The sequence below is a fragment of the Bordetella genomosp. 10 genome, assembly GCF_002261225.1.
Taxonomy (GTDB): Bacteria; Pseudomonadota; Gammaproteobacteria; order Burkholderiales; family Burkholderiaceae_B; genus Bordetella_C.
On record NZ_NEVM01000005.1, the window covers coordinates 2,188,214 to 2,200,885 of the forward strand.

Consider the following 12,672-nt stretch of genomic DNA (forward strand, 5'->3'; position numbering starts at 1 on the left):
CGGACATCTCAATTCTCTCCACGCACCATGGTGAAAAACTCGACGCGCGTCTGCGCCGCCTCGGCGGCGCGGCGCGCGCGGCGCTCCTCCTGCGCCCGGGCCAGGGGCGCGATGACCGAGGCCTGCACCGGCTCGCGCCAGTCGTCCATCTGCAACAGGCCGTCCAGGACGGCGGCCTGCTCGGCGTGGCGCAGCGAGCGGCCCTGCACGTAGGCGGTGCCGACCACGCCCTGCTCGAAGGCCACGGCGCAGCGCGTCACCGACATTTCTCCCAGGTTGAACTGTTCGCCGGTGCCGCCGGCGCGGCCCCGCACCATGGCCATGCCGACTTCGGGCGCGCGCAGCGGGCGGAAGGCCGGCAGCGGCCCCAGGGCCCGATAGGCCTGGTCCAGCGCGGCGCCGTCGGCGAGCGCCAGCACCCGCATCCATGCGGCGCGCGCGGCTTGCGATCCGGTCGGGGAGGTCTGCGTATCCATGCGTTTCCTCTAAACGTCTATACGAATAGATGCTAGTATGAGCCTCCACGCGAGGCAGTTCAACATGGCGGCGATGAATTTTTGATGACAGGTGCGACTCGCGGCGCGCTCCCCGCTGAGGCAAAATCCAGCATTCCTTCATTCACACATTCAGGGACGCGCCCTCGTGCAGCGCGCCCGACGGGAACTCAACATGTTCGAACGACGATCGGGCATCGCGGTCTGGCGACAGATCGGTGAAGCGCTGGCGATGGATATTCGCAACAAGCTCTACAACCCGGGCGAGCAACTCCCGCCCGAGCCGGAGCTGGCGGCGAAGTTCTCCGTCAATCGCCATACGATCCGGCGCGCCATGGGCGAGCTGGAGCAGATCGGCCTGGTGCGCATCGAACAGGGGCGCGGCACCTTCGTGCAGGAACACGCCATCGACTACGCCATCGGCAAGCGCACGCGCTTTTCCGAGAACCTGCGCAGCCAGGGCCTGCTGGGCCACGTCGAAGTGCTCGGCAGCCAGGCGGAACGGGCGGCGGAAATCGCCATGCAACTGGGCCTGCCGCGCTCCGCCACCCTGTTGCGGGTGCAACTGCTCGGCAAGGCCGAGAACCGCACCATCAACGTGTCGGACCATTATTTCGAGGAACGCCGTTTCCCGGGCTTCGCCGACAAATTGAAGGAAGCGAAGTCCATCTCCAAGGTGTACAGGCAGTTCGGCATTCAGGACTACACCCGCAAATGGTCGCGCATCACGGCCACCTTGCCGGACGAAGCCCATGCCCGCCTGCTCAACCAGCCCAAGACGCGCCCCATCATCCAGGTGGAATCGCTGAACGTCGACGCCGAGGGACGGCCGCTGCAATACGGCATCACGCGCTTCGCCGGGGACTGGGTGCAGTTGATGATCACCGGCGACGATTAGGAAGACGGCGGGCGGGCGCGGGGTCTAACGGTCCGTCCATCAAAGGTCCGCCCATCAAAGATCCACCCGCCAAACATCTAGACATCTGTTCGTCATCAAGCAGGCATATAGTTGCCTTTTCGGCCGCGCGTCCGGTCCCCCACACAAGGCTGCCGCATATGAATACGTCCGTCTCTTCCCATTCCGCCCTGCCCGGCATCGCCGGCCGCCGCGTCCTGACCGCCGACGGCCTGCGCGCCGCGCGCCTGGGCTTCAGCGGCGAGCGCATCGCCGCCGGCGCGGGCGCCGCGCCTCTGCTGGACGCGGGCGACCTGCTGGTGCTGCCCGGCATCATCGACCTGCACGGCGACGCCTTCGAGCGCGCCGTCATGCCGCGCCCGGGCGTGACGTTTCCCTACGAGAACGCCCTGCACGACGTCGACCGCCAATTGCTCGCCAACGGCATCACCACCGAATTCCACGGCGTCACCCTCTCCTGGGAAGGCGGCCTGCGCGGCGAGCCGTATGCCGAGCGCATGTTCGACGCGCTGGACCGCATGCGCCCGACGTTGGGCGCCCGCCACAACGTGCACCTGCGCTTCGAGACCCACCACGTCGGCGGCATCGATACCGCGCGCGCGTGGATACAGGCCGGCAAGGTCCAGTTCCTGGCCCTGAACGACCACCTGCCCAGCATGGCCAAGCGCCTGGGCAACGACCGTAAATTGCTCCAGTACGCGGAACGCGCCGAGTGCGACCTGGACACTTTCCAGGATCGCATCCGCGCCGCCATGGCCTGCGCCGACGAAGTGGCCGGCGCCATGCGCCAGTTGACCGAATGCGCGAAACAGGCCGGCCTGGAGGTCGCCTCGCACGACGATCCCGATCCCGCGACGCGCCGCTACTACCACCAACTGGGCTGCCGCATCGCCGAATTTCCGCTGACCGCCGAGGTGGCGCGGGTAGCGCACGAACTGGGCGACTTCACGGTCTTCGGCGGACCCAACGTGGTGCGCGGCCGCAGCCATACCAACGCGCCCAACGCGACCGAGATGATCCAGGCCGGCTTGTGCGGCATTCTCACCTCCGACTATTACTATCCGGCGCCCCTGGCGGCGACGATGAAGCTGGCCGACAACGGCGTGCTGCCGCTGGCCGAGGCGTGGGCGCTGGTGTCGCGCAACCCGGCCCGCGCGGCCGGCCTGCGCGACCAGGGCGCGCTGGAGCCGGGCATGCTGGCCGACGCCATCGTCGTCGACGACAGCGTGCCGGGCGTGCCCAAGGTGTGCGCCGCCATCGTCGGCGGCCGGCTGCGCTATGCCGCGCAGCAGTTCGAGATGGAATTGTTGCGGCAGGCCCAGGCCGCCTGAACCGGGACTTCGCCATCATGAGCCCGGACCCGCAACGCGCACGGCGGCTGGAGGCGGAGCGCGCGCCGGAGGCCCCGGCCGCCCCGGCGGCTGTCTCCCGCCCCTCGGACGCGCCCGCCCGGCATGCCTACCGCTACGCCGTCTATCTTGCGCCCACGGGCGCCTGGCGCGACATCGGCAGCCGCTGGCTGGGCCGCGACGAAGAAAGCGGCGCCCCGCTGCCGCGCGACGCGGGCGACGACCCACGGCGCGATGCGTGGACCGAGGCGCCGCGCCACTACGGGCTGCATGCCACCTTGAAACCGCCGTTCCGCCTGGCGCCCGGCGCCGACGCGGCGGGCCTGGACCGGGCCGTGCGCGCCCTGGCGCGCGCCCACCGGTCCTTCGGCATCGCGCTGGAGCTGCGCACGCTGCGCGGCTTTCTTGCCTGGTGCCTGGTGGAGGACGAACCGGCCTGGGGCGCGCGCCAGGACGACGTCGCCGCCGGCCGCGCCGCCCTGCACGCCCTGGCCGACGACGCCGTGCGGCGCCTCGATCCCTGGCGCGCCCCGCCCTCCCGGGACGAACTGGCGCGCCGCCTGCGCGCCGATCTCGACCCGGCGCAGCGCGCCATGCTGGAAACCTGGGGCTACCCCTATGTGCTGGACACCTTCAAGTTCCACATCACCTTGACCGGCCATCTCGCCGGCGACGCCCTGGCGGCGGCGCGCGCCCAACTGGCGGCCCTCGGCGCGGGCAGGCTGGAGCGACCGATGCCGGTGGACGCCGTCACCGTCTACGTGCAACCGTCGCCCGATGCGCCCTTCGTCGTGGCGCGCCACTACGGTTTCGACGGCGCCACGCGCGACGGCGCGGGCGCGGACTATCTGCCGCCGGCGGCGGCGGGCGCGGCGCGATGAGCGCGCCCGCCCTTCCCGGCCGCCGGGACGGCAACCATGACGGCAGCCGCCTGGTCTACGTCATGGGCGCCTCCGGCAGCGGCAAGGACACCTTGCTGCGCCTGGCGCGCGCCCGGCTCCAAAGCCAGGACCGCGTCCTGGTCGCGCACCGCTACATCACCCGTCCCGCCGGCGCCGACGAAGCCTCCGTCTACCTGGAACCCGCCGAGCACGCGCGCCGCGCCGCACTGGGCTGCTTCGCGCTGCACTGGGCCAGCCATGGCCTGGCATACGGCATCGGCGTGGAAATCGACGCCTGGATGGACGCCGGCATCACCGTGCTGGTCAACGGCTCGCGCGCCTATCTGCCGCAGGCCTGCGCCCGCTATCCGGGCCTGTGCGCGGTAACCGTGCACGTGGACCCGCACGTCCTGCGCGACCGCCTCGTCCATCGCGGACGCGAAAGCGCCGGCGACATCGCCGCGCGCGTGGCCCGCGCCCAAGCCGTCTTCGACATTCCCCAGGAGTGCGAGACGGCCACCGTGGACAACAACGGCGACGCCGGCGACGCGGCCGCTGAACTGCTCGCCATCGCGCGCCGTCGCTGCCACGGTCTTACAACAGCGGTTGGCGCGCGCGCTCCTTCAGGCAGAGCACGGTAATGAGGCCGACGGCCGCGCCGAACATCCCGTAGTAGACGACGGACATCTTCTCGCCGGTCCAACTGATCAGCATCGTGGCGACGGCTCCGGCGAAACCGCCGAAAATCATGACCGCGAAGTTGTAGCCTATGGCGAGCGAGGTGGCACGCACCCGCGCCGGGAAAAGCTCGCAGACGAAGGCGCAGTACGCGCCCTGGAACAGGCCGAGCACGAACATCAGCCAGCATTGCACGAAGGTCAGCACGACCAGCGTCGGCATCGTGCCGACCAGGCGGAACAGGGGATACGCCGTCAGCAGGCTGATCAGCGCCGACGCCACCATGGGCTTCTTGCGGCCGATGCGGTCCGAGATGGCGCCTGAAAAGAGCGTGCCGGCGATATAGGCGAAGGCGGCGAAGAGCGAAGCGGTCACGCCGCTCTTGAACGACAGGCCGAGCGACCCCGTGGCGTAGCTGGGCATGTAGTAGTAGAAGAGATATGTGCCGATCGTACCGTAGATGGTCATGCCGAAACCGGCCAGCACCAGGCGCCAATGCGAAACCAGCGATTCGAGGAAGGGCGCGCGCTTGACCGGGGGCGCCGTGTGCCGGGCGTCCAGGTATACCGGCGATTCCGAGAGTCGCGATCGCACGTAGAGGCCCACGGGCACGATCAGCAGGCCGATCGCGAACGGAATGCGCCAGCCGAAGGCGCTGATCTGCTCGGGCGTCAGCATCTCCGTGATCCCGACGCTCACCGCCGCGCCCAGCACCATGGAGCAGGCCTGGGCGATCATCTGGAAGCTGCCGTACAGGCCGCGCCGCTCGACAGGCGCGTGCTCGACCAGGAAAGCCGTCGCGCTGCCGACTTCGCCGCCCGCGGAAAAGCCCTGCAGGAAACGCCCCACCAGCATGAAGATGGGAGCGGCCAGGCCGGCCTGCGCGTAAGTCGGCGCGAAGGTGATGACCGCCACGCCGACCGCCATCACGGAGATGGTGACGAGCAGCGCGGACTTGCGCCCGCGCCGGTCGGCCAGGTTGCCGATGACGATGCCGCCGAGCGGACGCGTGAGAAAGCCCACGCCGAACGTGGTCCAGGTCGCGAGTATCGCAGCCGTTGGATTCTCGCTGGGGAAGAACTGCTTCGCGATGACGGAAGCGAAGAAAGAGAAGACGGTGAAGTCGAACCATTCGAGCGCATTGCCGACGGTCGAGACGATGATCACGCGCCAGTCGATGCCTTGCGAGGCGGTTCGAGCGGAAGGCTGGCGGCCGGCAACGTTGATGGAGGCTTGTTCCATGAGGCAATCCCCTTGCGGTTGTTGGCAAGCTGGATGCCATGATACTGATTCAGTACCGGCTGTATCTAGCGGAATTCCCTGTATCCGTGCGGCGGCGATTCCCTACGGGAACCTGAACGCGAGCAGCCTCCGGGCCGCGAAAACGGCTTTCATCGATGCCGGCAAGCGCTAGATCAACACGCGGCGCACGCGCGCCGAGAGCATATCGATGGCGACCACGAACACGATGATGATGATCATCACCGCGCAGGTCTGCGCATACTGGAAGCTGCGGATGATGTCCCACAGCACCATGCCGATGCCGCCCGCGCCCACGATGCCCACCACCGAGGCGGAGCGCACGTTGGACTCGAAGCGGTACAGCGAGAAGGAGATCCACAGCGGCAACACCTGCGGGATCACGCCGAAGACGATTTCCTCGATGGCGTTGGCGCCGGTGGCGCGCACGCCCTCGACCGGCCGCGGATCGATGGCTTCGACCGCTTCCGAGAACAGCTTGGCCAGCACGCCCAGCGTATGCACCCACAGGGCCAGCACACCGGCGAAGGGGCCCAGCCCCACCGCCACGATGAACAACATGGCGAACACCATCTCGTTGATCGCGCGGCAGGCGTCCATCAGGCGCCGCACCGGCTGGTAGACCCAGACCGGCACGATGTTCGAGGAACACAGCAGGCTGAAGGGCACCGCCATGACGATGGCCAGGAAGGTGCCCCAGATGGCGATCTGGATCGTGACCAGCATCTCGTCCAGGTACATGCGCCAGTCGCGAAAATTCGGCGGGAAGAAATCCTTCGCGAAATCGCTCATGTTGCCGGAATCGCGCAGCAAATCCAGCGGGCGCATGTCGGCGCCTTTCCAGGAAGCCACCAGCAGGGCCAGGACCACCGCCCACACGATCAGCGTGGGCAGCGAGGTCCGCGGCGGGCGCGCGGGAGCGGCGGTCGAGAGGGTCACGCTCATGATGCCGTCCTGTTATTTGGCCGAAGCCACTTGCTTGGCCAGCTCGGCCAGCTTCGCGTCGATGTCGGCGATCTTCTTGCGCTTCTCGTCGGCGCTCAGCGTGGCGTCGGTCTCGACCTTGGCGCGCTGGCCCGCCAGGTTGATCTGGCGGATGGGGACCAACTGGCCATCGTCCGAGCGGGTGAAACCCTTGTATTGCAGGACCGCCAGCTTTTTGGCTTCATCCTCGGTCTTGCCGTAGTTGAGGAAGAAATCCTGGATCCTGGCCTTCAGGTCGGCCGGCAGATCCTTGCGGTAGACCATGGGGTCGGCCGGGATCAGCGGCGACTTCCACAGGACGCGGATCTGGTCTTCGGGGTTCTTGCCGGTGTTCTGGCGATAGCGGTCGATCGCCTCGGTGTTGGTGATCGCCACGTCCACCTGCCGGTTCATGGCCGACATCAGATTGGTTTCGTGATTGGCGACGCGGAAATTCTTGAAGAAGGTCTTGGGATCGATCTTGTTGGCGCCCCACAGGTAGTAGCCCGGCACGGCGGTGCCCGAGGTGGAGTTGGGATCGCCGGCGCCGTAGCTCAGCGTCTTGCCGTTCTTCAGCACGTCGTCCACGGACTTGAGGGGGCTGTCCTTGGACGTCACCAGCACCGACCAGTAGCCGGGGCTGCCGTCCTTGGCGATCACGTGGGCGAACACTTCGCCCTGCGCGCGGTCCACGGCCTCGATGGCGGACAGGTTGCCGTACCAGGCGATCTGCACCTTGTTGAAGCGCATGCCTTCAATGATGCCCGCATAGTCGGAGGCGAAGAAGGGCTTGACCTGCACACCCAGGGCCTTGCTCATGTCGTCGATGACGGGCTGCCAGCCGGACTTCAGATTGGTCGAGGATTCGGTCGAGATGATGCCGAAGTTCAAGGTTTTTCCGTCCTGCGCGTGGGCCGTGGTGGACAGGGCCGCGGTGGCGATCAGGGCGAGAAACGTTCTGCGTAGCATGGTGGCTCCGGGAGCGGGCAGGTCAAAAGGGAACAGCGGGAAATCCAGGCGGCCGCCGGTCAGGCGGCGACCCATTGCGGCGCGGCGACGGCGCGGCCGGCGGCGGCGCCGTCCACGGCGTCGGCGCCGGGCATCAATTCGTTCAGGTCGGCGCCATACAGGTCGCGCAACATGGCGGCGGAGAGTTCGGCCGACGGGCCGTCATAGACCACCTTGCCGCGCCGCAAGGCGATCACGCGCGGGCAATAGCGCATGGCGACGTCGACCTGGTGCAGCGACACCACCACCGCCACGCCGCGGCTGCGGTTGATCTGCGCCAGCGTGTCCATCACGCGGCGCGAGGACTCGGGGTCGAGCGAGGCGATGGGTTCGTCGGCGAGGATGGTGCGGGCGTTCTGCACCAGCGTGCGGGCGATGGCCGCGCGCTGCTGCTGGCCCCCTGACAGGGTCGAGGCGCGCTGAAACGCATAGCCGTCTATACCAACTTGAGCCAATGCCTGGAGCCCGACGGCGACCTCGTCGCGGCGGAACCAGCGCAGGAGGCTGCGGTACATGGGCATGCGCGGCAGCATGCCGGCCAGCACGTTGGTGATGACGGGCAGGCGTCCCACCAGGTTGAATTGCTGGAAGACGAAACCGATGCCGGCGCGGGTGCCGCGCACGCGCTTGCTGATGCGGCCCTGGCTCTGGATCGTCTGGCCGTTGACCGTGATCTCGCCGCAGTCGCCGGCCACGAAACCGGCCAGATGGCGCAGCAGCGTCGACTTGCCCGAGCCCGATGCGCCCAGCAGCGCCACCATTTCTCCAGGGGCGATTTGCAAGCTGACATCGTCCAGCGCCTTGTCGGCGGCACGGAAGGACTTGCTGAGCCCCTTGACTTCGATCGCGTAGGTCATGCGCGTTCCTGTTCATTCAAGACTTGCGGTAGTGTGTGCAAGCGCGATGACAGGCTGATGACTCGAAAAAGGGGGCGGGGAAGGGTTTTACGCGCAAAACCGCGGCGATGTCATGCCGCTGAAATATTCCCCGTATCGGACTGCGGCATCAAGGCATGGCGCGACGCCAGCCACGGGCCACCGTCAGGGACTTCGATTCAGTAACCGATCGACGCATCGACCACGTTGTCCAGGGGGCGCCCAGCGGCCAGGTTGGCCAAGTTGCGGCCAAAAATCGCCAACGATCTATCGATATAGCCGACCGGATCGTCGGCGGATACGTGGGGAATCACCATCAGGTTGGGCACATCCCACCATGGCGCCGTTGCCGGCAGCGGCTCCGGGTCGAAAACATCGAGCACCGCGCCCGCCAGGCGCCCCTCCCGCAGCAGCTCCGCAAGCGCATCGTAGTCGACCACCGCGGCCCGGGCCATATTCACCACGCCCGCATGCGGCGGCAGCATCATAAGCTCGCGGGCGCCGATCGCGCCGCGCGTCGCGGCCGTCAACGGGCACGTCACCAAGAGAAAATCAACGCTAGGCAATGCTTGCGCCAGAAGGTCCGGATGGAACATGCATTCGACGTGCGGATGGGGGGCGCCGCTGCGTCGCACACCCCAGATATTCAGCCCGAGGAGCTTCGCCTTCTCCGCTATTGCCCCGCCGAGCGCGCCCACGCCATAAATCAGGACGGTCTTGCCGCGGATCGGACGCGCCAGCTTGCGCTTCCACGCATGGCTGCGCTGGCTGGTCATATGCTGCGGGACGTGGTCGTTCAGCATCAGTAGCGCCAGCAGGCCGAACTCGCCGGCCTTTTCCGCGTGTATGCCGCTGCTATTGGTCAAAACCGCGCGGTCGGGCAACCAGTCCAGCGGCAGATAGCCTTCTACGCCGGCGCTGGTGCAATGGATCAGCTTGAGGCGGCCGCCATGGCGGTTGAGGCGCGCGGTATCCAGCTTCGCGCCGACGAAGAAGTCCGCCTTCTCCAACGCGCCAATGTCGGGGGCATCCGAGAAGGCATCCACGATGTCGACGTCCATGGGCAGGCCGCGAATCGCGGCCCGCACGGCGGCCGGTTCGATCAGATAGGCGGGATCGCGGCCGCGGATATTCTCAACATAAATCAGCATCGGGATAGTCTCACGCTTCCAGGTATCGGCCATGCATCGCGCCGCCCGATGGCCGTCGGCACACCATCGCGAACCGGCGTCGCGCGTCGACGGTCAGTGCAGCAACTGCGCCAGGAAGCGCTGGCTCCGCTCATGCCGCGGCGTGTTGAAGAATGCCTCGGGGGCAGCCTGTTCAACCACGGCGCCTGCATCCATGAAGACGACCCGGTCGGCGACTTCGCGCGCGAAGCCCATCTCATGGGTTACGCAGATCATGGTCATTCCCTCGCCCGCAAGCGACTTCATGACGTCCAGGACTTCCTTGATCATTTCCGGATCCAGCGCCGAAGTCGGCTCATCGAACAGCATGATGTGCGGCCTCATGCACAAGGACCGCGCGATGGCGACCCGTTGCTGCTGTCCACCCGAGAGCTGGCTGGGATACTTCAACGCGTGATCGGCCATGCGCACTCGGTCCAGGAAACTCCGCGCCGTATCCTCGGCCTGCTTCCGGTCCTGACGGCGCACGCGCGTAAGTGCCAGCGTGCAGTTCTGAAGGACCGTCAAATGCGGAAACAGGTTGAAGTGCTGGAATACCATCCCGGTGTCCTTGCGGATTTCCCGCATGCTGCGGATGTCCTTGCCAACTTCGCGGCCGTTCGCGATGATGGCGCCGCCTTCGTGCTTTTCCAACCCGTTGATGCAGCGTATCAGCGTCGATTTCCCCGAACCGGAAGGTCCGCAGATGACAATGGTCTCCCCCTGCTCGACCCGGAGATTCACGTCGCGCAAGGCATGGTACTTGCCGTACCATTTATTCAGGCCGACGATTTCGACCGCGTGCTGCGTCGTATTTGGCAAAGTGTCTGTCATCAACGTGTCTCATCGATGGGCGGAACGCAACATGCGCAGTTCCAGAAGCCTGACCAATTGCGCAATGGCGACGGCCAGCACCAGGAAGATTATCTCGGTCGCGACCATGGGTTCCGCGAAGCGAAAGCTGTCCGAGCCGAGCTCCAACGCCATGCCGAGCATTTCAGGCACCGCGATAACGGCGAGATAAGGCGTCGCCTTCAGGAGCGAGACGAAGTAGTTGCCCATGGGGGCGGCAATCTGTCTCAGCATCTGGGGCATGATGACGCGAAGCAATGTATCCGCCCGTGAAAGCCCCAGGCTCACTGCCGCCTCGGTCTGGCCGCGCGGAACCGCGTCTATCCCTGCCTTGAACACCTCCGCCAGATACGATGCGTAGTACAGGCCCAGCGAGAAAACCCCGATGAACAATGCAGGCAGCGTTACCCCGTACTGCGGCAGCACGAAATAGAAGAAGTAGATCTGGACGAGAATCGGGGTAGACCGGATGAAATCGATAATGAACCGGATGACCACGCCAAGCGGCCGGTTCGTCCGGCGCAGCAGCTCGAGCGCAAGGCCACCGGCGGCCGCCGCCACATTGGCCAAGACCGTCACCCAGAGCGTCGTGCCGAGCGCCTTGAGGATGACGGGAAAGGAGTCGAGCAGGAACTTGTAGTCAAACATTCGACCTCCGGTCCACGTGGCCATGCCGCCGTTCGAGGTAGCGTCCGAGAACGGTCAAGGGATAGCAGACGGCGAAGTACGAGACGAGCAGCGCCAGATAGGCGGGAGCGGGCATGAAGGTCACCTGGGCGATTTCCTTTGCCCGATAGGTCATGTCAGCGAGACTGAGCAACGACACCAGCGCGGTGCCCTTCACCAGTTGGATGAAAAGGTTGATGAAGGTCGGGATGCCGCTGCGCAATACCTGGGGCAACTGGATGAACACCAGGTTCTGTAGCGGGGAGAGACCCAGCGAGATGCCCGCCTCCGACTGGCCCCGGTCCAAGGCCTGTAATCCCCCGCGCACGGCTTGCGAGCCGTAGCCGCCGATATTCATTCCAAGGACCATGCTTCCTACCGTCATTGCGCTCAACTCCACGTGCGCCATCGGTAGCGCATAGTAGAAAACGAAGAGCAACACGACGATGGGCGAGCTGCGCCAAAACTCGATGAACGCCGTCACGATAAAACGCCGCCATCCGGCCCACTCATGTTGCAGAGTCCCGAACACCAGGGCGAACGGGATGCCGTATAGAAGCGCAATGGCGATAACCCCCGCCGTTGCCCAAAATCCGCCCCAAATGCTTATCAGAATTTCCGAGAAGGCCATCGACATATACCCCGGCAGCGCTTTTCAGCCGGCGCAGATCTTGGCGCTGACCAGACCGTCCGGCGCCTTCTCCTCGGGCGTGAATCCGTATTTTGCGGCAATCTTCTGCACGGTCCCGTCTGCCTTCAATTCGGCGAGTTTCGCGTTGAAGGCATCGCGCAAGGCGGCATTGTCCTTGCTGAAAGCGGCGCCCACATACGAGACGAGCACCTCGCCGGTCTTCGGATCGGTCGGACCCTTGAAAGGTTTCGCCCTTTCGATTTCGTTTGCGAGGTTCGGGCGTTCGAGCAGCGCGTTCGCTGTCCCGGATGTGAAGACAAGACCATCGACCCGATGCGACGTCAGCGCGGCAACGGACGATTCCGTGTTCTGGAACTGTTGCAATTGATCGCCAGTCACGCCGGCCGCCGCGGCATTCTTGGCTTGCTGGCTGCCCCGGGTTCCACCGATGGTGATCTTCGGGTTCTTGAGCACATCCTCGAAACCATGGATGCCCTTGGGATTTCCCTTCGCGACAAGCAAGGCGTCAAGGCTGCTCAGCTCGGGATCGCCGAATTCGACCAGTTTGCAACGCTCCGGCGTGAGCACGATACCGGAATCGACCACGTCGTATCGCTTCGACAGCAAACCGGGGATGAGCGAGCCGAAATCGCTCACCACGAAGTTCAGCTTCTTGACCCCCAACGACTGGAATACGGCCTTGACGATGTCCGCATTGATGCCCTTGATTTCGCCGTCGGTGTCCTTGTAGGCCCATGGCTTGTTGTTTCCGATACCCACGGTCAACGTGTCCACGTTGACCGTGGGGCTCGCATAGCCGGCGGCGCCGGTCACGACGCCGGCCAGGGCTGCCGAGATAGCGACGAACTTCTTGGGATTGAACTTGATCATGGCGTTCCCCGTATGGTTTTGATGATTGACTCGCTGCGC

The 12,672-nt window shown here is 65.8% G+C and carries 14 protein-coding genes; 4 read left to right on the top strand and 10 right to left on the bottom strand.

The window, feature by feature from the left end; all coding sequences use genetic code 11:
• Positions 1 to 8 precede the first annotated feature (8 nt).
• Positions 9 to 476, bottom strand: coding sequence for a phosphonate C-P lyase system protein PhnG (gene phnG / locus CAL29_RS25875; protein ID WP_094855782.1), 468 nt, complete (start codon positions 474 to 476; stop codon positions 9 to 11).
• Between the two features lie 193 nt (positions 477 to 669).
• On the opposite strand from phnG, the gene phnF reads away from it, so the two are divergent.
• From phnF to phnN, 4 genes are all read left to right on the top strand, one after another.
• The gene (phnF, locus tag CAL29_RS25880) at positions 670 to 1,392 is read left to right on the top strand and encodes a phosphonate metabolism transcriptional regulator PhnF (RefSeq protein ID WP_094855783.1); all 723 of its coding nucleotides are present in this window, start codon (positions 670 to 672) and stop codon (positions 1,390 to 1,392) included.
• A gap of 158 nt (positions 1,393 to 1,550) precedes the next feature.
• Positions 1,551 to 2,741: an alpha-D-ribose 1-methylphosphonate 5-triphosphate diphosphatase gene (locus CAL29_RS25885; protein WP_094855784.1), complete on the top strand. Its 1,191-nt coding sequence runs from the start codon at positions 1,551 to 1,553 to the stop codon at positions 2,739 to 2,741.
• A gap of 17 nt (positions 2,742 to 2,758) precedes the next feature.
• Positions 2,759 to 3,640: a DUF1045 domain-containing protein gene (locus CAL29_RS25890; protein WP_094855785.1), complete on the top strand. Its 882-nt coding sequence runs from the start codon at positions 2,759 to 2,761 to the stop codon at positions 3,638 to 3,640.
• Positions 3,637 to 4,281: a phosphonate metabolism protein/1,5-bisphosphokinase (PRPP-forming) PhnN gene (gene phnN / locus CAL29_RS25895; RefSeq protein ID WP_094855786.1), complete on the top strand. Its 645-nt coding sequence runs from the start codon at positions 3,637 to 3,639 to the stop codon at positions 4,279 to 4,281. The genes CAL29_RS25890 and phnN overlap by 4 nt, the downstream gene beginning before the upstream one ends.
• On the opposite strand, the gene CAL29_RS25900 is transcribed toward phnN, so the two are convergent.
• The 9 genes from CAL29_RS25900 to ehuB all read right to left on the bottom strand — a co-directional run bounded on the left by CAL29_RS25900 (position 4,235) and on the right by ehuB (position 12,633).
• The gene (locus tag CAL29_RS25900; RefSeq protein WP_094855787.1) at positions 4,235 to 5,560 is read right to left on the bottom strand and encodes an MFS transporter; all 1,326 of its coding nucleotides are present in this window, start codon (positions 5,558 to 5,560) and stop codon (positions 4,235 to 4,237) included. The two genes, phnN and CAL29_RS25900, sit on opposite strands and share 47 nt — an antisense overlap.
• Before the next feature lie 168 nt (positions 5,561 to 5,728).
• Positions 5,729 to 6,523: a phosphonate ABC transporter, permease protein PhnE gene (phnE, locus tag CAL29_RS25905; RefSeq protein ID WP_094855788.1), complete on the bottom strand. Its 795-nt coding sequence runs from the start codon at positions 6,521 to 6,523 to the stop codon at positions 5,729 to 5,731.
• Positions 6,524 to 6,535: 12 nt separating this feature from the next.
• Positions 6,536 to 7,510 (bottom strand): phosphonate ABC transporter substrate-binding protein, encoded by a 975-nt coding sequence (phnD, locus tag CAL29_RS25910; protein ID WP_094856917.1) that lies wholly within the window; start codon positions 7,508 to 7,510, stop codon positions 6,536 to 6,538.
• A gap of 59 nt (positions 7,511 to 7,569) precedes the next feature.
• Complete coding sequence (gene phnC / locus CAL29_RS25915; protein WP_094855789.1) at positions 7,570 to 8,406, bottom strand: phosphonate ABC transporter ATP-binding protein; 837 nt, start codon at positions 8,404 to 8,406, stop codon at positions 7,570 to 7,572.
• Positions 8,407 to 8,603: 197 nt separating this feature from the next.
• Positions 8,604 to 9,608, bottom strand: coding sequence for a D-2-hydroxyacid dehydrogenase (locus CAL29_RS25920; RefSeq protein WP_218831897.1), 1,005 nt, complete (start codon positions 9,606 to 9,608; stop codon positions 8,604 to 8,606).
• Positions 9,609 to 9,668: 60 nt separating this feature from the next.
• A complete protein-coding gene (locus CAL29_RS25925) occupies positions 9,669 to 10,427 on the bottom strand; it encodes an amino acid ABC transporter ATP-binding protein (protein ID WP_094855791.1) in 759 nt (252 codons plus the stop codon).
• Between the two features lie 9 nt (positions 10,428 to 10,436).
• Complete coding sequence (ehuD, locus tag CAL29_RS25930) at positions 10,437 to 11,093, bottom strand: ectoine/hydroxyectoine ABC transporter permease subunit EhuD (protein ID WP_094855792.1); 657 nt, start codon at positions 11,091 to 11,093, stop codon at positions 10,437 to 10,439.
• Complete coding sequence (locus tag CAL29_RS25935) at positions 11,086 to 11,742, bottom strand: amino acid ABC transporter permease (protein WP_094856918.1); 657 nt, start codon at positions 11,740 to 11,742, stop codon at positions 11,086 to 11,088. The genes ehuD and CAL29_RS25935 overlap by 8 nt, the downstream gene beginning before the upstream one ends.
• A 24-nt stretch (positions 11,743 to 11,766) precedes the next feature.
• On the bottom strand, positions 11,767 to 12,633 hold the full coding sequence (gene ehuB / locus CAL29_RS25940; protein ID WP_179284191.1) for an ectoine/hydroxyectoine ABC transporter substrate-binding protein EhuB: 867 nt from the start codon (positions 12,631 to 12,633) through the stop codon (positions 11,767 to 11,769).
• Between the last annotated feature and the right edge of the window lie 39 nt (positions 12,634 to 12,672).

Coding starts and splice junctions, on each gene's coding strand:
- phnG (WP_094855782.1), bottom strand. CDS start 476: ATGGATACGCAGACCTCCCCGACCGGATCGCAAGCCGCGCGCGCCGCA.
- phnF (WP_094855783.1), top strand. CDS start 670: ATGTTCGAACGACGATCGGGCATCGCGGTCTGGCGACAGATCGGTGAA.
- CAL29_RS25885 (WP_094855784.1), top strand. CDS start 1,551: ATGAATACGTCCGTCTCTTCCCATTCCGCCCTGCCCGGCATCGCCGGC.
- CAL29_RS25890 (WP_094855785.1), top strand. CDS start 2,759: ATGAGCCCGGACCCGCAACGCGCACGGCGGCTGGAGGCGGAGCGCGCG.
- phnN (WP_094855786.1), top strand. CDS start 3,637: ATGAGCGCGCCCGCCCTTCCCGGCCGCCGGGACGGCAACCATGACGGC.
- CAL29_RS25900 (WP_094855787.1), bottom strand. CDS start 5,560: ATGGAACAAGCCTCCATCAACGTTGCCGGCCGCCAGCCTTCCGCTCGA.
- phnE (WP_094855788.1), bottom strand. CDS start 6,523: ATGAGCGTGACCCTCTCGACCGCCGCTCCCGCGCGCCCGCCGCGGACC.
- phnD (WP_094856917.1), bottom strand. CDS start 7,510: ATGCTACGCAGAACGTTTCTCGCCCTGATCGCCACCGCGGCCCTGTCC.
- phnC (WP_094855789.1), bottom strand. CDS start 8,406: ATGACCTACGCGATCGAAGTCAAGGGGCTCAGCAAGTCCTTCCGTGCC.
- CAL29_RS25920 (WP_218831897.1), bottom strand. CDS start 9,608: ATGGCCGATACCTGGAAGCGTGAGACTATCCCGATGCTGATTTATGTT.
- CAL29_RS25925 (WP_094855791.1), bottom strand. CDS start 10,427: ATGACAGACACTTTGCCAAATACGACGCAGCACGCGGTCGAAATCGTC.
- ehuD (WP_094855792.1), bottom strand. CDS start 11,093: ATGTTTGACTACAAGTTCCTGCTCGACTCCTTTCCCGTCATCCTCAAG.
- CAL29_RS25935 (WP_094856918.1), bottom strand. CDS start 11,742: ATGGCCTTCTCGGAAATTCTGATAAGCATTTGGGGCGGATTTTGGGCA.
- ehuB (WP_179284191.1), bottom strand. CDS start 12,633: ATGATCAAGTTCAATCCCAAGAAGTTCGTCGCTATCTCGGCAGCCCTG.